The sequence below is a fragment of the Pseudomonas fluorescens genome (genome assembly GCF_018614655.1).
Lineage (GTDB): Bacteria > Pseudomonadota > Gammaproteobacteria > Pseudomonadales > Pseudomonadaceae > Aquipseudomonas > Aquipseudomonas fluorescens_BX.
Genome location: NZ_JAGGOG010000002.1, coordinates 41737 through 67873 on the forward strand (window position 1 = coordinate 41737; position 26137 = coordinate 67873).

Annotated in this window: 19 protein-coding genes; 3 read left to right on the plus strand and 16 right to left on the minus strand. The window is 59.6% G+C overall.

Features of this window, described 5'->3' with window-relative positions; translation table 11 throughout:
- Positions 1-10: 10 nt before the first annotated feature.
- The 7 genes from J7E41_RS01055 to J7E41_RS01085 all read right to left on the minus strand — a co-directional run bounded on the left by J7E41_RS01055 (position 11) and on the right by J7E41_RS01085 (position 7844).
- Complete coding sequence (locus J7E41_RS01055) at positions 11-895, minus strand: glycosyltransferase (RefSeq protein WP_214989574.1); 885 nt, start codon at positions 893-895, stop codon at positions 11-13.
- Positions 892-2046, minus strand: a complete 1155-nt coding sequence (locus J7E41_RS01060; protein ID WP_214989575.1) for a glycosyltransferase family 4 protein — start codon at positions 2044-2046, stop codon at positions 892-894. Before J7E41_RS01060 ends, J7E41_RS01055 begins: the two co-directional genes overlap by 4 nt.
- Positions 2047-2160: 114 nt before the next feature.
- Positions 2161-3585: a PIG-L deacetylase family protein gene (locus tag J7E41_RS01065; protein ID WP_214989576.1), complete on the minus strand. Its 1425-nt coding sequence runs from the start codon at positions 3583-3585 to the stop codon at positions 2161-2163.
- Complete coding sequence (locus J7E41_RS01070) at positions 3582-4478, minus strand: antimicrobial resistance protein Mig-14 (RefSeq protein WP_214989577.1); 897 nt, start codon at positions 4476-4478, stop codon at positions 3582-3584. The genes J7E41_RS01065 and J7E41_RS01070 overlap by 4 nt, the downstream gene beginning before the upstream one ends.
- Positions 4478-5608 carry a glycosyltransferase gene (locus J7E41_RS01075; protein ID WP_214989578.1) on the minus strand — a complete coding sequence of 377 codons (1131 nt, stop codon included), beginning with the start codon at positions 5606-5608 and terminating at the stop codon, positions 4478-4480. The genes J7E41_RS01070 and J7E41_RS01075 overlap by 1 nt, the downstream gene beginning before the upstream one ends.
- Positions 5592-7349, minus strand: coding sequence for a carbamoyltransferase family protein (locus J7E41_RS01080; RefSeq protein WP_214989579.1), 1758 nt, complete (start codon positions 7347-7349; stop codon positions 5592-5594). Before J7E41_RS01080 ends, J7E41_RS01075 begins: the two co-directional genes overlap by 17 nt.
- A 153-nt stretch (positions 7350-7502) precedes the next feature.
- Positions 7503-7844 carry a YceK/YidQ family lipoprotein gene (locus J7E41_RS01085; RefSeq protein WP_214989580.1) on the minus strand — a complete coding sequence of 114 codons (342 nt, stop codon included), beginning with the start codon at positions 7842-7844 and terminating at the stop codon, positions 7503-7505.
- Positions 7845-7993: 149 nt separating this feature from the next.
- On the opposite strand from J7E41_RS01085, the gene J7E41_RS01090 reads away from it, so the two are divergent.
- Entirely contained in the window at positions 7994-10102 is a 2109-nt protein-coding gene (locus J7E41_RS01090) for a TonB-dependent receptor family protein (protein WP_214989581.1), read from the plus strand.
- 54 nt (positions 10103-10156) lie between these two features.
- On the opposite strand, the gene J7E41_RS01095 is transcribed toward J7E41_RS01090, so the two are convergent.
- The 9 genes from J7E41_RS01095 to glnE form a co-directional block, all read right to left on the minus strand.
- Entirely contained in the window at positions 10157-10957 is an 801-nt protein-coding gene (locus J7E41_RS01095; protein ID WP_214989582.1) for a hypothetical protein, read from the minus strand.
- Positions 10958-11416: 459 nt separating this feature from the next.
- Positions 11417-12868: a lipopolysaccharide kinase InaA family protein gene (locus J7E41_RS01100; protein WP_214989583.1), complete on the minus strand. Its 1452-nt coding sequence runs from the start codon at positions 12866-12868 to the stop codon at positions 11417-11419.
- Positions 12868-13620: a lipopolysaccharide kinase InaA family protein gene (locus J7E41_RS01105; protein WP_214989584.1), complete on the minus strand. Its 753-nt coding sequence runs from the start codon at positions 13618-13620 to the stop codon at positions 12868-12870. The genes J7E41_RS01100 and J7E41_RS01105 overlap by 1 nt, the downstream gene beginning before the upstream one ends.
- Positions 13617-14351 (minus strand): lipopolysaccharide kinase InaA family protein, encoded by a 735-nt coding sequence (locus tag J7E41_RS01110; RefSeq protein WP_214989585.1) that lies wholly within the window; start codon positions 14349-14351, stop codon positions 13617-13619. Before J7E41_RS01110 ends, J7E41_RS01105 begins: the two co-directional genes overlap by 4 nt.
- A complete protein-coding gene (rfaP, locus tag J7E41_RS01115; RefSeq protein WP_214989586.1) occupies positions 14351-15157 on the minus strand; it encodes a lipopolysaccharide core heptose(I) kinase RfaP in 807 nt (268 codons plus the stop codon). The genes J7E41_RS01110 and rfaP overlap by 1 nt, the downstream gene beginning before the upstream one ends.
- Positions 15157-16278, minus strand: a complete 1122-nt coding sequence (locus tag J7E41_RS01120) for a glycosyltransferase family 4 protein (RefSeq protein WP_214989587.1) — start codon at positions 16276-16278, stop codon at positions 15157-15159. Before J7E41_RS01120 ends, rfaP begins: the two co-directional genes overlap by 1 nt.
- Complete coding sequence (waaC, locus tag J7E41_RS01125; RefSeq protein WP_214989588.1) at positions 16278-17339, minus strand: lipopolysaccharide heptosyltransferase I; 1062 nt, start codon at positions 17337-17339, stop codon at positions 16278-16280. The genes J7E41_RS01120 and waaC overlap by 1 nt, the downstream gene beginning before the upstream one ends.
- A 1-nt stretch (position 17340) precedes the next feature.
- Positions 17341-18375, minus strand: a complete 1035-nt coding sequence (gene waaF, locus J7E41_RS01130) for a lipopolysaccharide heptosyltransferase II (protein ID WP_214989589.1) — start codon at positions 18373-18375, stop codon at positions 17341-17343.
- A gap of 93 nt (positions 18376-18468) precedes the next feature.
- On the minus strand, positions 18469-21408 hold the full coding sequence (gene glnE, locus J7E41_RS01135; protein WP_214989590.1) for a bifunctional [glutamate--ammonia ligase]-adenylyl-L-tyrosine phosphorylase/[glutamate--ammonia-ligase] adenylyltransferase: 2940 nt from the start codon (positions 21406-21408) through the stop codon (positions 18469-18471).
- A 382-nt stretch (positions 21409-21790) separates the two neighbouring features.
- On the opposite strand from glnE, the gene aceE reads away from it, so the two are divergent.
- Both aceE and aceF read left to right on the plus strand, forming a co-directional pair.
- Complete coding sequence (aceE, locus tag J7E41_RS01140) at positions 21791-24436, plus strand: pyruvate dehydrogenase (acetyl-transferring), homodimeric type (RefSeq protein WP_214989591.1); 2646 nt, start codon at positions 21791-21793, stop codon at positions 24434-24436.
- Between the two features lie 11 nt (positions 24437-24447).
- The gene (gene aceF, locus J7E41_RS01145) at positions 24448-26073 is read left to right on the plus strand and encodes a dihydrolipoyllysine-residue acetyltransferase (RefSeq protein ID WP_214989592.1); all 1626 of its coding nucleotides are present in this window, start codon (positions 24448-24450) and stop codon (positions 26071-26073) included.
- Positions 26074-26137: the final 64 nt, after the last annotated feature.

Sequence of the window (26137 nt, forward strand, 5' to 3'; positions counted from 1 at the left end):
CTCAACGGCCTCAGCTTTTCTCCAGAGGCGAAAAGAACATCCGTGCCAGCCCACGCCACGTCTTGCCGTTCCAGGCCTTCAGCGGAATCTGTGCCAGCAGCTCGCGCGCTAGCGCACGGTTGCGGTTGGAGGTTTTGAGGAACATCGAGTTGAGAAACTTGTAGCGCACTTGCTCATACAACGGGTGATCGCTGAACAACGCATAAGTGCGCAGGATGTTATCGATCATGAATCGATGATTCTTGTATGAGTTGGTGGCGTGCTTGCGGTAGCGGGCCATCAATACATTCAACCCGTCGATAAAATACCCGGCATGGGTAATTTTCAACTCGATCAACAAGTCTTCCAGGCGAATTTCGGGATCAAAACCGCCGACCTTTTCCAGCGCTTCTCGCCGAATCATCAATGTCGGAGCAGGCGGGTATGGTTTGCGCTCCAGGAACATGTCATCGAAGTCCAGACGCCGAAAAGGTACGTCTCGACGCTGGCGCTTTTCTGGAAACAGTTCGCCCTGGGAGTCGATCAATTCAATATTGCCGGCACAGATGCCCACTTCAGGTTTGCCATCCATGTAGGCCACCTGCACCGCAATCCGCTCAGGCAACATGATGTCATCCGAGCCAAACGGAACAATCAACGCCCCTTTGGACCGGGCTATCGCGCCGTTGAGGGTGTTGGTGAGCCCTTGGTTCTGCTGAACCTGGAAATCGAAAGCATGCTGTTCCTGCAGTCGACGAATGCGCTCGACACTGTCGTCCGTCGAACCGTCATCAATCACCAACAGTTCGATATTGGGGTACGTCTGATTCAACGCACTCAGAATGCTCTCTTCGATATAAGGAGCATGGTTGTAAGACGCAATGATCACGGTGACCAATGGCTGATGTTCGTTCATACAACTTTCCTGTGTGCTTGGCTCAGTCCCGAATCGATCAAATCCAGATACTCCTGACGGAATACCTCGATATCGTGCTGCTCCTGAAGGTAGCGATAAGCCTGCTCGCCCTTGGCGGCAAGGTCTTCATCCGAAAGCCCCAGGTAAGTGTCCAGCGCCTGCACCAGTGCAGGCACATTCGCCGGCTCCACCGCCAGGCCGCCCGCCCCTTCAATCAGTGGCAGCATGGCCGGCACGCTAGAGGCAATGACCGGCAAACGCCCGCTCATGCCTTCAAGCAGCGCCAGGCCCAGCCCCTCTGCCAGGGAAGGCATGGTCCAGATGTCAAAGGCCCGTACATACTGCAGGGCATTTTCCTTGAAGCCCAACAGATGGACGCGCCCGCCAAGACCCAACTGCTGGACTTGCGTCGACAGGCTGGACGCTTCACGACCCGCACCGATGATGGCGAGTTGCACGTTCGGGTACTTGTCCTTGAGCGCGGCAAACGCCTGCAGCAAATACGTATGCCCTTTCACCGGAACCAGACGCCCCAGCGCACCCATCAGGCGAACCGAAGGATCAATCCCCAACAGTTCCCGGGAACGCTCGCGAGAATGCTGCAACCCCTCTGCCTGCTCGATATCGATGGCATTGGTGATTGCATACGTATTGGCGTCGGTGAAACCGCAACGGCAATCCAGCAAGTACTGTTTCACGGCCGGAGACACACCGACAAAGCGCCAGTGCTCATCGATCAGACGCTGTGCCTGTTTACGCCGATAAAGGCGGTCGTACTCACCGAAACCGTGGGAAATGCCGATACACAGCGGCACTTTCAACCAGCGATTAAGCTGCAACATCATGTTGACCGGCTTGAAGCGGTTGCAAATGACGACGTCGAACTTTTCCTTGCGACAGAACTGATAGAGCCGCCACATGGCCCGCAGCCTCAGACCCTTGAGGGACTTGTCGGAAAAGTCGAAGTAGACCGACGTGGCAGCACGACTGATCGGGTCCGCAGGCCCCGGCCGTCCGCGCAGGAAGGCCGCGGTGACTTCATAGCGGTCCGCTGGCAATGCTTTGACGATCTGCTCGGCAAGGTCGGCAAAGTCATGGGATTTAACATTGTAGTCAGGCTGCAATTGCAGGACCTTGAACGGCCGACTCATAACTCTCCTCGATGGAAACCTGTTGCCTCAACGGCCCAGGACGACTCTCTGGCTAACGCGATCACGTCCTGAGGGCCAGGCTCCGCTGCCAGTGGTCAACGGCTTGCATTACTTTTACTTGTGTTTGATGAACCAAAACAGCTCATGCCGCCGGACGGCCTTGCGGAAAAACTCGTTTTCACCCCAAGGCGAGATAGCCCGGGCCGCCAGCAGACGCTGTATCAAACGGCGTAGCCGGCGCTTGAAGGGCATCCTTGGCTGCAAGTCATGCATCATGCCCAACGACATCGCCTTGTCACACTGCTGCTGCCCGGACAGGGGCAAGCAATAGGGCTGCAAAATGTACGCGGGATCAAAGGAGGGTGGTAAAGCGATACCCATACCCGAATCCCCCATCGGCCAACGATCGTTGTCATGCAGATGATTGGCGTAACCGAGCAACGTGGTTGGCTGCCACTCCAGTCCCTGCAATGCCTCAAGTACGGCTTCTTGAGCGCAGATATGGTCGGGATGAGGATCAAGCATTGGATGCGGCAGCACGATGATTTCAGGACGAGCCTTGAGCAGCAATGCCCGCAGGTCAGCCAGCAGATTATTCCAGGTCGGTTGACCGTCGGCGTCGGCCGGCAGTGGGAACGGGTTCAGTTGGCGAAATGGACGAATATCCGCCAGCTCAGCTTCCCTGGAGGCCACGGCAAGGTCGGGTTCGGCCTTCATCGCCGCCAGTTGCAGGCAGAAGTATCCGAGCTGGACACAGTGCTCTTGCGGCACACCCGCCCAACGCGGAACGGCGATGCTGTCCCAGGCCCGCAGGCGCCCTTTAAGGCGCGCGGCTTCAGCTTTCCCAAGCCCCATCTGTTGATAGTGCTCGGCTTCGATCTCGCCGGCGGTCAAGGTGACGATCCAGGACTCAGCCGCCTGGCTGTACAAGCCGAAGGCCGCGAGCTCGGCATCATCGGCATGAGGGGCAATGACCATCACTCGCTGACGACGAACGTCGGGCTGGCGGAACACCGACAGCACAGGATCACCCTTCATCCGACAGAAACGACCACGCAGTTGCAGCTGTCCATCGGCCAGCGCTTGCGCCTGACCACTGAGGTTCAGATAGCGCAGGCCATCAACGCCACGTTCGAACGTCTGGCGATCCAGATGCTCACCACCGGACAACTCGATAAAAGGGTCGATAAAGCGGCCCAGCCAGCCACTGCTGATCCGCAGCGCCAGAACCAGCGTTTCGTCGCCGGACAGCTCCAGCGGTTGCTCCAGCATCAGTCGCCCGTTGTCGAGGCGCACCTTGGGCTGCTCGGTATCGGCCGGGAAGCGGTATTGATAGTCGTCCGCGGGGGAGTAAAACAGATGATCGGCAAACCAGGCCTCATGCGCCACCCAGGCCAGGACCGCCAGCAACAATGGCAGCCACCAGGCCACCAACACGCCAACGCCAATCAGCAACAGCAAACCGACCAGCAGCCCGATACGTTTATTGCGTCGATGGCGCTTGAGCAATATCTGCTTGCGGCTCGGGGACTGACTCATACCTTGAACACCGGCACAGGATTGCACCAACGGTCCTTGTACTCGCGATCAGCCCGACCGAATGAAAACCGCAGCGGCTTGCCCAGCGTTCGCGCCTGTTCCCAGGCGCTTTGGGTATTAAGGAAACTCAGTACGCTGCCCGGGCTGAACTCACGGGTTTGAGGGTCGACACCGCCATTGATGTACTCGACGCTGATCCACTCCGGTGCCTCGACGCGGTAGACCAGTTGAATCGCAATCGGCGCGTCGTTGAGGAAAATCACCGAGCCAATCAACAACTCACGCAGCAATTCGATGACCTCAGCCATCCGCTCGGCGCCGGTGGCCGGGAAGCCCCAGCGGCGCTGGAATAAATCGCAATAGATCGCCGCCAGCTCCGTGCTGGAAAACTCTCCCACCGCCCGCACGACGCCGCCCGCCTCTTCCAGCAAACGCAGTTCGCGACGCTGGTTGTAGCGAAACTTTTTCGACAGTTCTTCAGGGGTACGCGCCATGGCCAGCTGTTCGGCCTGAGGTTTGAGACCGGAAAAACGGCCCTCATTCAGCGCCGACAGGTAACGCGCGCGGTGGCGCAATGGCGCCTGAGTGTCAGCCGCGGCCGGCAAAATCAGCTCGGCGTTGCCCAAGTCGAACAAGCCCTTCTTGCCGTGGCGCTTGAGCACGTCCTTGGACAAGGCCAGGTCCTGCCCCCAGGTAGCAATGGACGCCTTGAGCTCACCGCCCTGCTCCCAGGCCAGGTAACGCACCGGAATATTGGCCAACTGCGCCAGGCGCTCGACCACCAACGGGTGGGTCGCGACACTGCCGCCAAAACGCTGCCAGGCGTCGCTGTAGGTAGGCGCGTCAACGACGGACCAGCCACGTTCGCGCCAGCCTTGGAATCGGTTAAGCATCAGGCCCTCGCAGCCAGTTCGGTCACTTGAGGCAAGCTCCAGAACGTGTCGCGCACGGCCTGGTCCGAGAAACGCTCATGCAAGCGCTCCAGCATCATCTCGGAACATTGCAGCCGCTGGCCACGATCCATGGCGGCCAAATGTTGCAGGCCCTTGGCCAAGTGTTCGGCATCGCCAAAGGGAAACAGAATACCCACACCCTCGACGACTTCCCGCGCGCCACCACAAGCGGTTGCCAGCAACGGCACACCCGCAGCCATGGCTTCCAGCAGCACCATGCCGAAGGGTTCGTTATCAGAGCTCAGGGCAAAGGCGTCGAAAGCACGGAAATAACGACGTGCGTCCGGCACTTGGCCGAGAAACAACACCTGCTCGGCGATATTCAATTCTCGCGCCAGCTCCTTGAGGTCCTGCTCCAGGCGCCCGGTACCGAGAATCGCCAGGCGGCTCTCGGCTGGTAGATGCGGCAGCGCCAAGGCAAAACCCTTGAGCAACGTGGCTTGGTCCTTGTCCGGGTGCAGACGGCCGACGTTACCGACCACCCACTCGTCCGGCGACAGCCCCAAGGCATCACGCGCCTCATCGACCGGCACCTGACTGGCCTGCAAGGCCTCGACATCAATGCGGTTGTACAAGGTTTGGATCCGCGCTGCCGGCCACGCCGGCAAACAGCGGCGCATGTCATCGCGCACCGCATCGGACACACCGAGCAGGCTCAAACGCTTGCGGAAAACCGTAGCGAACAGGCGACGGCTGCGGCGCTGGTAGTCACCAAATGCATGGTGCACACCGATCACCGGCAGCTTGATGCCCAACAAGGCGATGTAAATCGGCTTGAAGCGGTGCGCAATACAGAAACTGAAATTGCGCGAAGCGGCAATCTTGTGCAGCTCATTGATGGCTGCCAGCTTGAGGCCACGAATGGCCTTCGAGCTGAACTCCATGAACAACACTTCGTCAGACCCGCAGCCCGCCGCCACCTCGGGATCGGCAACCCCGGTGAGGAACACCGTGGTCACCTTGTAGCCCGAGCCTGCGAACAAGCTGGCGTACTGCCGCGCGCAGTCCAGGAACGGCCCGTCATAGCCGTGGCAGAACTGCAGGACGTGCCGATCAGCCGACCGTGTCATAAGGGTCCACGCCATCCTTGACCACCAGGATGTCTTCCATGATCAGGTACTGCAGATCCGAGCCGAAGAACATGTTCAGTGCATCAGTCGGCGAGCAGATCATCGCTTCGCCACGACGGTTGAGCGAGGTGTTCAGGGACACGCCGTTGCCGGTCAGCACTTCCAGCTCTTTCATCATGTCGTAGTAGCGCGGGTTGTATTCGCGCTTGAGCACCTGGGCGCGGGAAGTGCCATCTTCATGGACCACTTCCGGTACGCGGGTCTTCCACTCTTCCGACACTTCAAAGGTGAAGGTCATGAACGGCGCCGGGTGATCGACCTTGATCATCTGCGGCGCGACGGTGTCGAGCATCGACGGGCAGAAAGGCCTCCAGCGCTCGCGGAACTTGATCTGGTGGTTGATCCGGTCAGCCACGCCAGTGGCGCTTGGGCAACCGATGATCGAACGACCGCCCAACGCACGCGGGCCAAACTCCATACGGCCCTGGAACCAGGCCACCGGGTTGCCGTCAACCATGATCTTGGCGATACGTTTCGGGGTGTTTTCGATCTGGCGCCACACCGGCTTGCTCGGGTGCTTGGCGCAGGCGGCGATCACATCTTCGTTGCTGTAGGACGGGCCGAGATAGACGTGCTCCATCTTCTCTACCGGTACGCCACGGGCATGGGACACATAGGCGGCCGCACCGACGGCAGTACCGGCATCACCGGACGCCGGCTGCACGAACAGCTCCTTGACGTCGTCGCGGGCAATGATCTTCTGGTTCAGCTTGACGTTCAGCGCACAGCCGCCGGCGAAGGCCAGCTTGCCGGTGTCTTTGAGGATGTCGCCCAGATAATGGTCGATCATCTGCAACGCCAGCTTCTCGAACAGCGCCTGCATGCTGGCCGCGTAGTGGATGTAGGGCTCGTCGGCTATGTCGCCTTCGCGCTTGGGACCCAGCCACTCGATCAGTTTCGGCGAGAAGTAGAAACCCTTGCCCTTCTCTTTATAACGGCGCAGGCCGATGACGTTGGCATAGTCGGTGTTGATCACCAACTCGCCGTTTTCAAAGGAGGCCAGACGCGAGAAATCGTACTTGCTGGCATCACCATACGGCGCCATGCCCATGACCTTGAACTCACCGTCAAGCATCTCGAAGCCGAGAAACTCGGTGATCGCGCCGTACAGGCCGCCCAGGGAATCCGGATCGTAGAATTCCTTGATCTTGTGGATCTTGCCGTTTTCGCCATAGCCGAAGAAGGTGGTGGCGTATTCGCCCTTGCCGTCGATCCCGAGGATCGCAGTCTTCTCCTGGAAGCCCGAGCAGTGGTAGGCGCTGGAAGCGTGGGCCAGGTGGTGTTCAACCGGTTCGATCTTGATTTTCTTCGGATCGAAGCCCAGTTGCTCCAGGCACCAGACGATCTTGTTGCGATAGCGCTTGTAGCGACGGTTGCCCATCAGGATCGCGTCAAGGGCGCGGTCCGGGGCGTACCAGTAACGTTTGGCATAGTGCCAGCGCGCTTCACCGAACAAGCTGATTGGCGCGAACGGGATCGCTACCACATCAACGTCGGAGGGTTTGATACCCGCTTGCTCCAGACAGAACTTCGCCGATTCGTAGGGCATGCGGTTCTTTGCATGTTTGTCGCGTACGAAGCGCTCTTCTTCGGCGGCCGCGATCAGCTTGCCGTCGATATACAAGGCTGCGGAAGGATCATGGCTAAGGGCGCCGGACAGGCCAAGAATCGTCAATGCCACAGGGGTCTAGCCTCTTTTAGTCTGCATGCAGGCGCTTGGCGCCTGAAAAAAGTGTGCTCCCCGCCTGGGCGAGAAACAGCTAAAGGGCGGGATTATAGCGTAAAGACGACCCATGATGATCTAGCGTTTATGGCGACCGGTTGTCACTGCACCCTAGCGGAAGATCTCGATGCTGCCGTCCTTGTTTTGCCGGTAGACGGTGTAGGGCAGCACAAGAGTGTCGAGTACGCCAGAGCCTACGAACTCGGCAGCGAAGATAGGCCAGGCTCCGGAGGCATCGCGCGCCTGGTCTTTGTTGCTATCGGGTGCGCCGTTCAGTGTGCAAAAACCGTAGATCACCCCACTGTAGATACGCGGCACGTTTTCACAATAACTGCGCGATTCCTTGAGGTTCTGGCTGGCAACGGCGTCCGGGCGAAACACCGTGTTGATGGTGCCGCAAGCGGTGGTCGAAAGAACAATAGCAGCGAGTAGAAGATTCTTTGTAGGATTCATGAGCAACTCCCTTTGGTAGCAGTCAGACAGCTTAACCCAGGGTTGCTTGACACGTGGGCACCGGCAGACGGCAGGAAGAGTATTCGGCAAAGGGTTGCTGAATCGTTAAACTCGCGCGCTTTGCGTGCTCTATGGATGTTGGTTTGCTCATGAAAGCTGTTGTTCCTACTCGTTTCGCGCTGTTGCTTCCTGGTCTTTTGGGACTGTGCAACAGCGCCCAGGCCGACGAGGCGCCACTGATCCTCGACCCCAGCGTAGTCACCGGCTCGCGCAGCGCCAGCCAGACATTCGACCTGCCGTACTCCGTGGACAGCATCAGCCGCGAACAGATCAGCAACGGTCAATTGGGCATCAACGCCTCCGAAGCCCTGTCCCGTGTGCCGGGGCTGGTGGTGCAGAATCGCCAGAACTATGCCCAGGATCTGCAGATTTCCTCACGCGGCTTCGGCGCGCGCTCGGCGTTTGGCGTACGCGGGATCAAGTTGATCGCCGACGGCATTCCCGCCAGCACCCCGGACGGCCAGGGCCAGGCCGCCACCTTTAATCTCGACACCGCTGACCGTATCGAAGTACTTCGTGGCCCGGCCGCCACCCTGTATGGCAGCAATGCCGGCGGGGTGATCCAGATGTTTTCCCGGGACGGCGAAGGCCCACCGCGCATCGGCGCTGAAACCCTGATCGGCAGCGACGGCCTGAGCAAGAACCACCTGACCGCCGAAGGCTCAGCAAACGGCGCAGGCTTCGTCCTCGACGCCTCGCGCATGGACACCGATGGCTACCGCGACCACAGCAGCGCCCGCCGCGATCAGACCTTCGCCAAGCTCAACCTCAACCCCGATGACGACAGCAAACTGGCGCTGATCTACAGCAGCCTGGAGCAGAACGGCACCCAGGACCCGCTGGGGCAAACGTGGGCAGCGTACAAGACCGACCCGCGCTCGGTGAGCGCTAACGCGCTTACCTACAACACCCGCAAAAGCATTGATCATCAACAATTGGGGATGAATTACGAACGGTACTTCGGCGATGCAACCTTGCAGGTCAATGCCTATACCGGTCGACGAAGCGTGATTCAGTATTTGTCGATTCCGGACAAGTTCGCCAGCGGGGCTCCCAATCCCGCCAACGCACGCGGCGGCGTGGTGAGTTTTGATCGCAAATTCTACGGCGGCTCGGTTCACTGGCTCCAACCTGTCACCAGCGCGCCGGGAGACCTGACCCTAATCACTGGCCTCGATTACGACCGCAGCCAGGACGATCGCCAAGGCTACTCCAACACTCTCAATGGCGAGCACGGGGTGAAAGGCGCGCTGGGCCGCGATGAAATCGACACCGCCACCAGCCTCGACCCGTTCGTACAGGCCAACTGGCTACTGGGAGACTGGACCCTGCAAGCAGGCCTGCGCCACAGCACCATGAAGATGGACGTCGACGACCATTTCCTCAGCGACGGCAACGACAGCGGTAGCAAGACCTACCAGAAAAACACCCCATCGGTCAGCGCCATGTACGCCTTCACCCCTGACCTGCATGGCTACGTGAGCGCGGGCAGTGGTTTCGAAACACCGACCCAGGCAGAGTCGGCCTACTCCAGCACCGCGAACGGTTTCAACTTTGCGCTCAAACCCTCGGTCAGCAAGCAGTATGAAGTCGGCCTGAAAGCCCGGATCGGGCAGGACACCCGCGTCAACGCGGCCTTGTTCCAGATCACCACCGACGACGAATTGGTGGTGCAGCAATCCAGCGGCGGGCGTACCACTTACCAGAACGCCGGCCGCACCCTGCGCAGAGGCTTCGAACTGGGGTTCGAAAGCCAGCTCAGCGAACAGTGGAGCACCAACATTGCCTACACCCGCCTGCAAGCCACCTATGACAGCGACTTCATCAGCGGCGGAAAAACGCCGATCGACAAGGGCAACTACCTGCCCGGCGTACCGCAAACCACCCTCTTCGCCGAATTGAACTGGAAGCCCCGGGATTGGGTCAGCACCGCCATCGAGGGCATGTACCGCAGCAAGGTCTACGTCGAAGACACCAACCAGGAACATGCAGCGCCTGGCTACAGCGTGTTCAACTGGCGCGCACAGTTTGAGCAGAAGGTGGAGCACTGGACCTTTCACCAGACCTTGCGTCTGGATAACTTGCTGGATCGCCAGTACGTCGGGTCGGTGATTGTCGGGGATGGCAATGGCCGCTATTACGAGGCCGCGCCTGGTCGCTCCTGGTATATGGGGGCCGGTGCGCAATATCAATTTTGAGCGATGGCAGTACAGGATGGAGACGGCTCTCGATGAGAGCCCTCTCCAGTGGTCTTAAATGAATTGCCTGACTCGCAAAGAGCTCACGCCATCCGACATTATCGTCGCGGCTTGCGAACGTAGGGTCTTCACCTCAGCACTAATACGGGGCTCACCGAGAGTCTGCGTCGGGAGCATATCGCTTTCTGGCTCCCAGCCTAAATTGAACCCCTCCGCCCCCATATTCACCAAGTGCTTCAGGTAATATGTTTCATTCTTGGGTAGACACTCAAGATCCTTAGCAACTTGAAGCGGCAGCGGGCCAAATTTCCCCGCACGCAGATCATCTGTTGAGATACCTTCTTCAGGGTCGACACGCACATTAGGAAAAAGTGCTTTCAAGTTGCGCGAAGCAGTAACCGATGCACTTTCAACACTCCCCAATTCCAAAGTCACTCGCTTCAGCGCTTCAGTCACAAAAGGTGGATCACCAACATCATAGGTTTTACCAGAAGGGTCTTCAGGCTCCCACACCAACTCCTCCTCGCCGCTCACACCCAAGTAACTGCGCAGCGAGTAATTCTGGTCTTTTGGCAAGGACTCCAGGTCTTTAGCAATATGTGCAGGGAGAGGACCAAACTTTCCTGCACGCAGATCTTGCGCCGACAGCCCCTCTGACGCGTCTATATTTACGTGAGGAAACATCGGATGCAGAACACTGCCGGGCCCATCACCATCGGGCAGGTCGAAGGGATCTGAGTTGCCACCGACACCGCTATCCACGCGAGCATTTGAATCGTGTTCGGGCCTGTCCATATCTCGCGGATTGATCCACGCAGAAAAATTCGCCAAAAAAGTATTGCCGACTGAAAACATATATACATTCCTCGTATTTTTTAAAACAAGACAAAGTAAACCAACTAAAAACCACACTTACTAGCCGACAACAAAACTACCGCCAAACAGAAAAACAGCACACACTACTTTTCCAATAAAATGTATCCATCAAAACAGCAAAAAACGGAAACCTGCCGTCAATAAACAAAACACATACAGAAAGACAAATTAGAAAGAAACAAAAATATTCAGCTTGTTAAATCACAGAAAGCCCCAACCCAAGCAGGGTGACCCACCCCGCAAGTAAAAATAATTTAATAACTCGAAATCAACAAGAGGGAGAAAACCAAAAACCACGACAAGCAAATGCAAAAAAACAATACCAAAGGAGTAAAACTTTCCAAACATATCAGCGCAATTAAACACGGACAGCTTCAGCTCGCAGCCTCCACCCGGAGAGGAGCACGGTCGCAATGCTCCTCCCCCCGAAACGATCAATCAGCTGACAAGCTCGACCTGCCTGGGCAACCGCTGATCAATCAACTGATACAACGCGCTACTCTCTGGCCAGTTACGCATGAACCGCGCCCGATCCTTGGCATAGGACGGGGCGAAGCTGCTGACGCTGCCGTGCTGGCACATCGAGTCCAGATCAATCAGTGTCCAGCGATCCTCGTGCCAGAACAGGTTATGGCCCTTGAAATCACCATGACTGATGCGCTCGCGAATCAACTCAGCGAACAAATGGTCCAGCGCCAACAACTCGGCTTCGGGAGCCTCCCCGCTTTCTACATACGGTGCAAAGCGCTCGATGATGTCCGGGCCCGGCAAGTACTCAGTGATCAGATAGGCGCGACTACGCAACCAGAAAAACCGCTTTTCCAATAAAGCCAGCGGCTTGGGCGTGGCGATGCCGAGGAAGGCCAGGCGGTTGCCTTCGCGCCAGGAGTGCCAGGCACGGCTCGGCCGCCAGAAGCGTTTGAGCCAATGGGCGAAACCCTTGATGTTGTAGCGCTTGATCACCAGCGGCCGACCGGTAACTTCGACCTTGGCCACACTGGCCGCGCCGCCGGTCTTGTACAGATGCCCTTGATCGAGCAAAGCGTCAGCCTGCTCCAGCACCGGCAGCATCGCCGCTTCTTCCTCCCGGCGAATCGCGCGCAAGGCGAAGGGCCCACGCAACACACTGAACAACGTGCATTCGCGGCCAACCTTGCTCAAGAAATCCCGCAGGCGCCAGGCACTGACTTTATGCACCTGCTTTTGCAGAGCCTCCAGCGGCAATGCGTGTTCGCCGTTGCTCAGCAGGTAGTGCACCAATAATTCTTCGGTGTACGGCTCAAGGTTTTTCGGCAGCTGGGCAAAAAACACCCCGAGGTTTTCCAGTACCCGGTTGCGTGACAGCGGTTTGCCCGCCTGTTCAACACGAATCCCTGCACCATCGATCAAATACAATTTGCCGTCCTGACGCAGCAGGTTGTCCAAGTGCAAGTCTTCCTGCCACAGGCCCTTGGCGTGCATTTGCCCAATGGCCGTCAAGGCTTCGGCGAGAACCTCCTGCTGCTCATCCGCCAACGGCGGCATGGACTCGACGGCCTGCCAGGCGTCGGCCAGGCTGTGCGCTCCGTCCAGAAACTCGAACAACAGCCAGCCGCCCTCGCCCTCGTTCAGGCCATCGGCCAGCAATTGCGGAGTCGTCAGACCTTGCTCAGCCAGCAGGCGCACCCCCTGCAGCTCACTCTGAAAATGCCGCGCCGCCTTACTGCCGACCAACAATTTGGCCAGCACCGGACGACCACGCCAGACCGCCGCGCCCACATAGCGCTGCCCCGGCAATACCCGCAGCAGACTGAGCAATTGCAGTTGGCCCGGTCCAGCCGCATCGGCCAATTCCACGCTCAGGGGCAAGCTGGGGGTGCGACCGGCGCCTTTCAGTTCGGACAAACGCATCAACGCGTCTCCTTTTGACTGCGGCGGGCCGCCAGGCGCCGGCCCCAGGCGGCAACCAGCGAACTGTCTTCAGGCTGATCAATGTAAGCCGCCAACAACTGACGAATCTGTTCGTCAGACCATTGCGGTGCACGCCTGAGCAACGGCTCCAGGTCCTTGATCCGATCCCGCCAGCCGAACATCAGCGGACGAGTCTTTTCCAGATCGATCAATTGCGCCGCAAAGCCGTCACCCGACGCCTTCAGGAAAATATGCTTGGGATAAAAGCAGCCGTGGACCTGGCCTACACTGTGTACCTTGCGCGCCAACTGGCCGCAGGCCCGCAAGATCGCTTGCTGCTCGGCGTCGCTCAGTTGCGGCCATTGCTCCAGCAGCGAATCCAGGTCATTCCAACCGTCCAGTGCACGCGTCAGCAAGATCGCCCGATGTTCACCGCCCACCTTGCGCTCACCGAAGAACGCCGCCTGCAACGCCGGAATCGCCAACTGCCGATAGCGGCTGATATTGCGAAACTCGCGAGAAAACGTCGGCTCACCAAAAGGCCGATGCAGGGTACGCGTCAGGTAATTGCTCTGGCGCTTGAGGTAGTAGCCCTGACCCTCAACCTCCAGACGGAACACGCTGCTCCAGCCATCGCCATTGGTGTTCGGCTCGTCCACCGCCTCAAGCTGTTTAGCCCACAAAGCGTCAAAGGTACCCAGGCCGTTGCGCTCCAATAGAGCACGGTCTTCGGCCGCCAGGAAATCACTCATTCGCGCCCCTCGAAAAACTTCACCACATGGCGAATTCGCTGTTTATCCGACGCGCTCAGGTGCGGGCGCTGACGGTATTGCAGGTAAAACCGCAGGCGCTGGGTGGCCGACAAGTGATACTTGGCGACCTTGTCCAGGCAGGCCAGATCCTTGGTGATTCGGTATTTGAGCCAGAACCCACGCCAGAAAGCGCCGTTGGGGCAGTCAATCAAATACAGGGTTTGCTGTTGATCGACCAACAGGTTGCGCCACTTCAAATCGTTATGGGTAAACCGGTGATCATGCATGGTGCGGGTGTATTCGGCGAGCTGACGGCTGACCTTGTCGACCCACTTGGGGTCGCGTAATTGCGGATCCTTGCGCTCTGCCAGGGCCGACAGATCATTCGTCTCGGGCAGCTCACGGGTGATCATCGCCCCACGGCTGTAGGCCAGGCCCTTGCGCTCCAGGCCCCAGGCAACCACTTCGGCGGTGGGAATACCCCACTTGGCAAATCGCTTGAGGTTCAGCCACTCGGACTTGACTCGCGGCTTGCCCAGGTAGCGACGCAAGCCTTTACCGGCACCGACGTAGCGCTTGACGTAATAATTGACCCCGCCACGCTCGACACGGATGACCTCGGACAGCGGATCGCGGGTCACTTGCTCACCTTGCAGGGCGAACACCGCCTCGAGGCTACCAAAGTCATCCGCCAGGGCGGCATAAGCAGGGCCCAGATTCCAACCCGCCATCAGAGCGCATCCCCGTAACGCTGTTTGCGGTCGTAGAGCTTTTCCGCCTTGCGCTGTAACCACGAAAGCAATGCGCTTTCCTCTGCCAGAATCTGGCGCAATGGCTGCTGGAAGTAACCCTTGAGGAAACGCAATTTGTCGCGGCGGGTCAGACCGATGTCCAGGGCGGAAAAGTACAGCGCCGCCAGGTCCTTGTTGCGCCAGCGCTGGCTGATCGCCGGACGGGTCTGGGCGCGGTGCAGGTCGATGACTGACAACTTGAAGTCATCGGCGGTCACCGGCTTGTCGGTGTGCAGCAGGAAGTGGCAGATGTAGCAGTCGCGATGATTGACCCCGGCGCGATGCATCATGCCGGTCATGCGCGCCACTTCAGCGATCAACGCACGCTTGAGCCGCGGTTCCGGCGGCTGCTTGACCCAATCGATGCTGAAGTCTTCAAGGCTGACAGTCGGCGCCAGCTCTTCGGTAACGATAAAAGAATGCTGGTCTGCCGGATTGCTGCCGCGCTCGCCATAGGCAACTGCCGTCATGGTCGGTACGCCGACTTCTTGCAGGCGTTGAACAGCCCGCCATTCCTGGCCCGCGCCCAACACCGGCAGTTTGGCGGTCAGCAGGTTCTTGAAAATCTCACCCCAACCGATGCCACGGTGGATTTTCACAAAGTAGCCGCGTCCGTCTACCTCGGTGCGCAAGGTGCGCCGGGCTTCCAGTTCACGGTAAACCTGACCGTCCAACAACTCGACTTCGGCAAACGCATCGCGTCCGGCCCAAAGGGTCTTGAACGGCTCGGCAAGAATCAACTTCATCAGTGTTGCTCCGCCAGAATCACATCAGCAGCGTGCTGCGGCATGCTATAGAGGTCGGCCGTCTCGGCGAAGGCCAGACCACTACGGCTCCAGGCCGCGCGCTGTTGTGGATCGTTAAGCATCCGTGCCAGGTATTGATTGAGCTGGGCCTGTTCAAAAGGTTCATCCAGCACCAGGCCGCTGTCGGCCTCGGCAATGTAATGGGCATAACCACAGACCGCCGTGACGAGCACTGGCAGCCCGGCCACCAAGGCTTCCAACAGCACCGTCCCGGTGTTTTCGTTGTAGGCCGGGTGAATCAGCAGGTCGGCACCCAGCAGGAAACGCGGGATATCGCTGCGTCCCTTGAGGAACTGCACGTTATCGCCGAGCCCCAGGGTAGCACTCTGCAATTGGAATACTTTGGGGTCATCCTGGCCAATTACAAACAGCCGCGTACGTTTTTTCAGTTCAGTCGGCAGTGCCGCGAGTGCTTTCAGGCTGCGATCCACGCCCTTGGTCTTGAAGCCGGAGCCGATTTGCACCAGCAGCAAATCGTCCTCACCGAGGTTGAACTCCTCACGGAATCCGGCGCGAATTTCAGCCGCGTTCGGCGGTGCCCGGCGGTCCTGGGCGATGCCCGGAGGCAACAAGTGGAAACGCTCCAGCGGCGTGTCGTAATGCTTGATGAACAGCGGTTGCTGGACTTCAGAAATCATCAAGACTTCCGTCTTGGCGTCCCTGGCGAACACTGCGCGCTCATATTCGGCAAAGTGACGGTAGCGGCCAAAGCTGCGGTACAGCGAATGACGCAGGTTCTGCGCCTTGTCTTCAAAGCAGCCGTCGGCGGCGTAGTACACGTCCAGGCCCGGCATCTTGTTGAAGCCGATCAGTCGGTCCACCGGGCGCTTGGCCAGGTCGGCTTCCATCCAGGCGCTCAGCTTCTCGTTACGCCGATGGTTGAAGAACGCCTTGACCGGCGCCACCAGAACTTCGAAGCCAGGCGGCACGTCACCTTCCCAAATCAGGGTGTAGACCCGGATCTGATGGCCGCGCTGCTGGCATTCCAGCGCAATGCGCATGAAGTCGCGCTGCAGGCCACCAAAGGGGAAATATTTGTACAGAACAAAAGCCAGTTGCATCAGCGCAGCTCCTCAGCCAGTAACAACGTGCTTAATCGGCTCGCGACACGCTCAGGGTTCAAACGAGTGAAACACAGGGGCCACTCGCGTTTGATGTCAAACCGGCGCTGATCATCAGCGGTCGGTTGATAGGTGCATTTCTTTTGCAGGCACGGCGCGCAAGGGAAGTCGCTCGCCAGATGAATCTGCGCCTTGCCATAAGCACCGGTCAGGCCGGGGTTGGTGGGGCCGAACAGGGAAATGGTCGGCACATCCAGAGCGGCGGCCAGGTGACCTAGACCAGTGTCCACCGCCACACAGGCCTTGGCACTGGCTAGCACCCGCGCCACACCCGCCAGGTTCAGCTTGGGCAGCACTTCAGCATTGCCCAGGCCTTGGGCAAGTCGTTCGGCACGGGCTTTTTCGGCGGCGTTGCCCCACGGCAGCTTCACATCGACCCCCTGCCGGTCCATGCGCTCGGCCAGCTCGCGCCAGTAGGCTTCCGGCCAGTGCTTGGTGTCCCAGGTAGTGCCGTGGAGCAACAACACGAAAGGTTTTTTCGGCGGCAGCCCCAGCAATTTATCGACGTTCAGGCCGTAGTCCCCCAAACCCTTGGGCAAGTCATAACCCAGGGCGACGGCGAACAACTGGCGCAGGCGCTCCACCGCATGTTGTCCACGGGCCACTGCCAGACGTCGGGAATAGAAGCGCGCGGCCATGGGCTCGCGAGCGGACTGTTTATCGAAACCGGCCACCGGGGCACGCACATAACGGGTCAGCCAAGCGCTTTTCAGAAGGCCCTGGGCGTCAATCACCAAGTCGTATTGGGTCGACTGGATACGCTGCTTGAAGCGCCTCCATTCGCCACTCTTGATGGTTTGCCAGATGTTCTTGCGCCAGCGGCGGATCGCCACCGGAATCACTTTATCCACCGCCGGATGCCAGGTAGGGATTTCGGCAAAGCCTTCTTCCACCACCCAGTCAAAGCGAATCCCAGGGATCGCCCGCGCCGCGTCGGTCAAGGCCGGCAAGGCATGGATCACGTCGCCCAGGGATGAGGTCTTGATTACCAGTACCCGCAACTTAACGAACCTCGACCACGGAGCCCTGCAACCGCTGCAAGGCATCGACCACCGATTGCGGCAACAATTGGCGCAGGCAGTTGTAGTGGCCGAAACGGCAGGTACGGTCAAAACACGGGCTGCAATCCAGGCCCAGGCGCACCACTTCGACCTTGTCGGCCAGCGGCGGAGTGAAGCCCGGAGACGTCGAGCCATACACCGCCACCAGCGGGCGATTGAGCGCGGCGGCCACATGCATCAGGCCGGAGTCGTTGGACACCACCGAATCGGCGCACGACAGCAAGTCGATGGCCTCGGCCAGGGACGTGTCGCCACTGAGGTTGACCGCCTCTTCGCGCAGGCCCGGGATCAGGCGCTGGCGGATGTCTTCGCCCACCGAGTGATCGTTTTTCGAGCCGAACAGCCAGACCTGCCAGCCTTCACGTATCTTCATCTCCGCGACCTTGGCGTAATGCTCCGACGGCCAGCGCTTGGACTCGCCAAACTCGGCACCTGGGCACAATGCCAGCACCGGTCGATCGAGGGTCAGGCCGAACTTGGCCAGAGCTGCGTCGCGGGTGACCGGGTCAATCTGCAAGCTGGGGCGCGGATACGGTGTCGGCAGTTCGGCGCCTGGTGCGTAAGCCAGGGCCATGAACCGCTCGATCATCAGCGGGTAGCGGGCCTTGTCGAGCTTGCGCACGTCATTGAGCAGGCCGTAGCGAAACTCGCCACGCCAACCGGTGCGCTTCGGGATACCGGCGAAGAACGGCACCAGCGCCGACTTCATCGAGTTGGGCAACAGGATCGCTTGATCGTACTGGCCGGCCAGGGACTTGCCGATACGTCGACGGGTCGCCAATTCAAGAGCGCCGTGGCCGAGTGGAAAGCTCAGCGCCTGACGCACTTCGGGCATGCGTTCGAGGATCGGCCGGCTCCACTCGGGGGCGAGCACGTCGATTTCGCAGTCAGGATGACGCTGTTTCAGGCACTGGAACAGTGTCTGCGCCATCACCATGTCACCGACCCAACTGGGCCCAACGATCAGAATATTCATGTAGTTTCCACAAACGATACGGGGAGGCTCATGCCTCCCCGCCTCGATAGTCTGTGCGGGAATGGCACAACCAGTTCCCACCTTAAAGTTGTTTCAGCTTAGCCCCAGTTCATGCCAGATTCGCTTCACCTGGCGCCGCTCGTCCGCGAATTGGTCGCCGGCAACCACACCGGCATCATTCTGCAAGGCCTGGCGGTGAGCAGCGGAACGGTAGGCCTTATACACCTCGCGCAACAGGTCGGCATCGGCGGCGGGCATCAGCCCGACCTGCTCCAGACCCTCCAGGATGCGGATATTGTCGGTGTAACGCAGCAACGATGGATGTTGCGCAGACCACGCCAAAGCCGCGTATTGCACCATAAATTCAATATCGACGATACCTCCGGCGTCCTGCTTGAGATCGAAGGTGGCCGTGGCTTCGAAGGCATTCGCCGCGGTGCCGGCTGCAGTGGACTTGGTCCCCAGGTTGTCACGCATCTTGGCGCGCATCTCGCTGACCTCCTGGCGCAGCTTCGCCAGGTCGTGCTTGCGCCCCAGCACTTCGGCCCGCACTTGCTCGAACGCGCGCGCCACCTCCTGGCTGCCAACCAACACCCGAGCCCGTACCAGCGCCTGATGTTCCCAGGTCCAGGCTTCGTTTTCCTGGTAGCGGGCAAAGGCGCCCAATGAGCTGACCAACAATCCGGAAGCGCCTGACGGCCGCAGGCGCATATCCACCTCGTACAACTGCCCGGAGTTGGTCTGGGTGGTCAGCAGGTGAATGATCCGCTGTCCCAGACGCGTAAAGAACTGCGCCCCATCGATGGGCTTGGCGCCGTCGGTTTCGGCTTGCGGGTCACCGTCATGGATAAACACCAGGTCCAGGTCCGAACCATGCCCCAATTCGATACCGCCGACTTTCCCATAACCGACAATAATGAACCCAGGATCGCACAGGGTACCGTCTACCCGTTGCGGCGAGCCGTGGCGGGCGACGGTCTGGCGCCAGGCCAGGGCCAGCACCTGCTCAAGGATGGCTTCGGCCAGCCAGGTCAGGTAGTCACTGACCTTCATCAATGGCAGGCTGCCGGCAATTTCCGAGGCCGCCACCCGCAGACGATGGGCCAGCTTGAAGTGACGCAGGGCTTCCATCTGTTGCTCAAGGTCATCTTCAGGGATCCGCGTCAGGCGCTCGCGCAACTCGGCGGCCAGTTCCGGCGCCTGCGGCGGCTTGAACAGGCGACCTTCGTTAAGCAATTCATCCAACAGCAGTGGGAAACGGGTGATCTGCTCGGCAATCCATGGGCTGGCGGCGCACAAGGTCAACAGCCGACGCAGGGCATCGGGGTTTTCCGTCAGTAGCACCAGATAGGCCGAACGTCGCGCCACCGCTTCCACCAGCGGCAAGACGCGCTCCAGCACCAGATCGGGGTTGGCATGTTCGACCGCCTGGGCCAGCAAACGCGGAATAAACGCATCCAGCCGCTCACGCCCCAAACGTTGCATGGCCCGCAATTGCGGGCTACTGCGCAGCCCTGCCAAGGCCTTCAAGGCCTTGGGGGCATCGGTGAAACCGCCCTCCTGCAATTGTCGGCAAGCAGCTTCCTCATCCTGGGACTCTTCCCACAGCGGCAACCATTCACCGCCGACCACCAGTTCGCTTTCTGCGCCGTCCTCTTCATCCGGGTCGGCGATCACCTGGCGGAAATGCCAGTCCACACGGCCGCGCCAGTACATCAGGCGCTCATGGAACGCGGTCCAGTCCGGGAAGCCCATCATGAAGGCAATCCGCGCCTGATCTTCGGCGCCGCCCGGGAGCATTTGCGTCTGCCGGTCGGCAATCGCCTGGATCGCATGCTCGGTGTAGCGCAGGAATTCGTAGCCGTTGCGCAACTCGGCAATCACCGCCGGCGGCAGATAGCCCTGCCCTTCCAGGGTGCCAAGCACCTTTAACAGCGGACGTTGCTGCAGGCTCAGGTCACGCCCGCCGTGGATCAACTGGAATGCCTGGGCGATAAACTCCACTTCACGAATGCCGCCCGAGCCCAGTTTGATGTTCTCGGCCATGCCCTTGCGCCGCACCTCCTGCTGGATCAACTGCTTCATGGTGCGCAGCGCTTCGATGGCGGAAAAGTCCAGGTAACGCCGGTAAACGAACGGCCTGAGCATGTCGAGCAACTGTGCACCGGCTACCTGATCGCCGGCCACCACCCGCGCCTTGATCATGGCGTAGCGTTCCCAGTCACGGCCCTGGTCCTGATAGTACTGCTCCAATGCATTGAAGCTGAGCACCAGCGCCCCGGCCGAACCGTAGGGCCGCAGGCGCATGTCGACGCGGAACACAAAGCCGTCGACAGTCATCGGGTCCAACGCCTTGATCAGTTTTTGACCAAGACGAATGAAGAACTCCTGGTTATCCAGGGAGCGCTTGACGCCCACGGTCTCGCCACCTTCGGGGTAGGCGAAGATCAGGTCAATGTCCGAAGACAGGTTCAACTCCACGGCACCGAGCTTGCCCATGCCGAGGATGACCATCTGCTGCGGCTCGCCGCTGCGACGGCCGGTGGGTGTGCCGAACTGCACACAATGGCGCAGGTACAACCATTGATAGGCTTGGTCGATACAGGCGTCGGCCATGTCCGACAGGTCGCGGCAGGTCTGGACCAGGTCCGCCTGGCGGGTCAGGTCGCGCCAGATGATCCGCACTTGCTGGCGGGTACGCTGACGACGCAGGACGCGGCCCAGCTCATCTTCTGTTTCAGCTTGTTGCACAGCAGCGGCAATCTGCCCGCACAGCTCATCAGGTGCAAAGCCGCGGTCCAACTCGCCCCAGGCTACCAACTCAAGCAACATCAAAGGGTCACGAACACTCTGTTCAATGACGAAATCACTGGCGGCGCACACCCGGGCGAAGTCGGCCCAGCGTTGCGGCGCCCACTCAGAAAGGCCATTATCGCCATCCAACCTGGCCGCCGCGTCACGAAATGACTGCTCGGCCCGCTTGGCAAATGGCAGGAGAACGGCCGGTAGTTCGGCCAGCATTGGAAGGCTCATGGTCTATCCTTGATCGGCGCGTAAATGGTCTGTGGCTGTGAACGCAAGAACCACGCTCGGTGAAGGACTGTCGAACAAAAGTTAGAAATAGCTGAAAATGTATATTTTTTGGCAGGCAACATTAACTCTCTACCTTTTCTTGTTCGCAAAAGATCAACAATAACGATTATGCTCACCAGCCAGACCGAGTCATCAACTCGATCTTGTGTAGTTTTACTACTCGTATATACATTCGAAAGGCTGAAATGGCCGACGATTTGTAGTAAAACTACAGGACGCCGGAGCAACCTCCGGTCATCCAAGAATTTATGTCGTCTGCCCACAAGGCCAGTCGCAAACTCAGGCAACCGATTCTGGTAGCCTTTCCGCCCTGGAGCAAGCCATGCAAGACCTCGATCCCGTCGAAACCCAGGAATGGCTGGACGCCCTGGAATCGGTTCTCGACAAAGAAGGCGAAGACCGTGCTCACTACCTGATGACCCGTATGGGCGAACTCGCGACCCGCAGCGGCTCGCAACTGCCCTACGCCATCACCACGCCGTACCGCAACACCATCCCAGTTACCCACGAAGCACGCATGCCTGGCGACCTGTTCATGGAACGCCGCATTCGCTCGCTGGTACGCTGGAACGCGATGGCGATGGTTATGCGCACGAACTTGAAAGATTCTGACCTGGGCGGTCACATCTCCAGCTTCGCTTCCAGCGCGACCCTGTATGACATTGGCTTCAACTACTTCTTCCAGGCCCCGACCGAAGAACACGGCGGCGACCTGATCTACTTCCAGGGCCACACCTCGCCAGGCGTTTACGCCCGTGCGTTCATGGAAGGCCGCATTTCCGAAGACCAGATGAACAACTTCCGCCAGGAAGTCGACGGTCAGGGCCTTTCGTCTTACCCGCACCCTTGGCTGATGCCTGATTTCTGGCAGTTCCCGACTGTATCCATGGGCTTGGGCCCGATCCAGGCGATCTACCAGGCACGCTTCATGAAGTACCTGGAAGCCCGCGGCTTCATCCCTGAAGGCAAGCAGAAAGTCTGGTGCTTCCTGGGCGACGGCGAGTGCGACGAGCCGGAATCCCTGGGCGCCATCTCCCTGGCCGGCCGCGAGAAGCTGGACAACCTGATCTTCGTCATCAACTGCAACCTGCAGCGCCTCGACGGCCCGGTTCGCGGTAACGGCAAGATCATCCAGGAACTCGAAGGCGTGTTCCGCGGTGCTCAGTGGAACGTGACCAAAGTCATCTGGGGCCGTTTCTGGGACCCACTGCTGGCCAAGGACGTCGACGGTATCCTGCAACGTCGCATGGACGAAGTCATCGACGGCGAGTACCAGAACTACAAAGCCAAAGACGGCGCATTCGTACGTGAACATTTCTTCAACACGCCTGAACTCAAGGCAATGGTTGCAGACCTGTCCGACGACGAGATCTGGAAGCTCAACCGTGGTGGTCACGACCCGTACAAGGTCTATGCGGCCTACCACGAAGCGGTCAACCACAAAGAACAACCTACCGTCATCCTGGCCAAGACCATCAAGGGTTATGGCACCGGTGCCGGCGAAGCGAAGAACACCGCGCACAACACCAAGAAAGTCGACGTCGACAGCCTGAAGTTGTTCCGTGACCGCTTCGACATCCCGGTCAAGGACGAAGAGCTGGAGAACCTGCCGTTCTTCAAGCCGGAGCCGAACAGCGCCGAAGCCCGCTACCTCAGCGAGCGCCGCACTGCACTGGGCGGTTTCGTGCCACAGCGCCGCGCCAAGAGCTTCAACATCCCGACCCCGCCACTCGATACCCTCAAGGCTATCCTGGACGGCTCGGGCGACCGTGAAATCTCCACCACCATGGCCTTCGTGCGGATCCTCGCGCAGTTGGTCAAGGACAAGGAAATCGGCTCGCGTATCGTACCGATCATCCCGGACGAAGCCCGTACCTTCGGTATGGAAGGCATGTTCCGCCAGTTGGGCATCTACTCCTCCGTCGGCCAGCTCTATGAGCCAGTCGATAAAGACCAGGTGATGTTCTACAAAGAAGACAAGAAGGGCCAGATTCTCGAAGAAGGCATCAACGAAGCAGGCGCCATGAGCTCCTTCATCGCTGCCGGTACTTCGTACTCCAGCCACAACCAGCCGATGCTGCCGTTCTACATCTTCTACTCGATGTTCGGTTTCCAGCGTATCGGCGACCTGGCCTGGGCGGCCGGCGACAGCCGTACCCGTGGCTTCCTGATCGGCGGTACCGCCGGGCGGACCACGCTGAACGGCGAAGGCCTGCAACACGAAGACGGTCACAGCCACATCCTGGCTGCCACCATCCCGAACTGCCGCACCTTTGATCCAACCTACGGCTACGAGCTGGCGGTGATCATCCAGGACGGCATGAAGAAGATGACCGAACAGCAGCAGGACGTTTTCTACTACATCACCGTGATGAACGAGTCCTACCAGCAACCCGCCATGCCGGCCGGTGTTGAAGAAGGCATCATCAAGGGCATGTACCTGCTCGAAGAAGACACCAAGGAAGCGGCGCACCACGTGCAACTGATGGGCTCCGGCACCATCCTGCGTGAAGTGCGTGAAGCGGCGAAGATCCTGCGTGAAGAGTTCAACGTCGGCGCCGACGTGTGGAGCGTTACCAGCTTCAACGAACTGCGTCGCGATGGCCTGGCCGTAGAGCGCAGCAACCGTCTACACCCAGGTCAGAAGCCTGCGCTGAGCTACGTCGAAGAGTGCCTGACTGGCCGTAAGGGTCCGGTTATTGCCTCCACCGACTACATGAAACTGTTTGCTGAACAAATTCGCCAGTGGGTCCCGTCCAAGGAGTTCAAAGTCCTGGGCACCGACGGTTTCGGCCGCAGTGACAGCCGCAAGAAGCTGCGTCACTTCTTCGAAGTCGACCGTCACTTCGTGGTGTTGGCAGCCCTGGAAGCCTTGGCTGACCGTGGTGATATCGAACCTAAGGTGGTGGCCGAGGCTATCGTCAAGTTCGGGATCAACCCGGAAAAACGCAACCCACTGGACTGCTGAGGAGATTTTCTGTGAGCGAACTCATTCGCGTACCTGACATCGGCAGCGGTGAAGGTGAAGTAATTGAACTGTTTGTGAAGGTCGGCGACCGTGTCGAAGCCGACCAGAGCATCCTGACCCTGGAGTCGGACAAGGCGAGCATGGAAATCCCTGCTCCCAAGGCCGGCGTGGTCAAAAGCCTGAAAGTGAAGCTGGGCGATCGCCTGAAAGAAGGCGACGAACTGCTGGAGCTGGAAATCGAAGGCGCCGCTGCTGCGGCACCTGCGCCAGCTGCTGCGGAGGCTGCACCGGCTCCGGCTGAAAAGCCTGCCGCTCCAGCCCCTGCGGCACCGGCTGCTGCACCGGCTGCCGCCACTGTCCAGGACATTCATGTTCCGGATATCGGCTCGTCGGGCAAGGCCAAGATCATCGAGTTGCTGGTCAAGGTCGGCGACACCGTCGAAGCCGACCAGTCGCTGATCACCCTGGAATCCGACAAGGCCAGCATGGAAATCCCATCGCCGGCTGCCGGCGTGGTGGAAAGCATTGCCGTGAAGCTGGAAGACGAAGTCGGCACTGGCGACTTCATCCTCAAGCTGAAAGTGGCGGGTGCTGCTCCTGCTACTGCAGCTCCAGCCGCCGCTCCAGCTGCCAAGGCTGAGGCGGCTCCGGCTGCCGCGCCTGCGCCTGCTGCAAAAGCCGAGGCTGCACCGGCTCCGGTCGCTGCACCTGCGCCAAGCGGCGCCAAGGTTCATGCCGGCCCTGCCGTGCGGCAACTGGCCCGCGAATTCGGCGTCGAGTTGAACGCAGTCACTGCCAGCGGTCCTCACGGTCGCGTGCTCAAGGAAGACGTGCAGGTCTACGTCAAATCCATGATGCAGAAAGCCAAAGAGGCTCCGGCTGCCGGCGCTACCGGCGGTGCCGGTATTCCACCGATCCCGGTCGTGGACTTCAGCCGCTTCGGCGAAACCGAAGAAGTGCCGATGACCCGCCTGATGCAAATCGGCGCGTCGAGCCTGCACCGCAGCTGGCTGAACATCCCGCACGTGACCCAGTTCGACCAGGCCGACATTACTGACCTGGAAGCTTTCCGCGTGGCGCAGAAAGCCGTCGCCGAGAAGGCTGGCGTGAAACTGACCGTGCTGCCACTGCTGCTCAAAGCCTGCGCGCACCTGCTCAAGGAACTGCCGGACTTCAACAGCTCGCTGGCGCCTAGCGGCAAGGCGATCATCCGCAAGAAGTACGTGAACATCGGCTTCGCAGTCGATACTCCGGACGGTCTGCTGGTGCCTGTGATCAAGAACGTTGATCAGAAGAGCCTGCTGCAGCTGGCTGCCGAAGCCGCCGCACTGGCCGCCAAGGCCCGCGACAAGAAGCTCACGGCCGACGACATGCAGGGCGCCTGCTTCACCATCTCCAGCCTCGGGCACATTGGCGGCACTGGCTTCACGCCAATCGTCAACGCGCCGGAAGTGGCGATCCTCGGTGTTTCCAAGGCCACCATCCAGCCTGTGTGGGACGGTAAAGCCTTCCAGCCGAAGCTGATGCTGCCGCTGTCGTTGTCCTACGATCACCGTGTGATCAACGGCGCCGCTGCTGCACGCTTCACCCAGCGCCTGAGCAGCCTGTTGAACGACATCCGCACCATCTTGCTGTAAGGCTCCAACAGGCCTCCTTTTCACCAGGGAGGCTTGGTTGCATCGATTTCCGAGCGCCACGCTC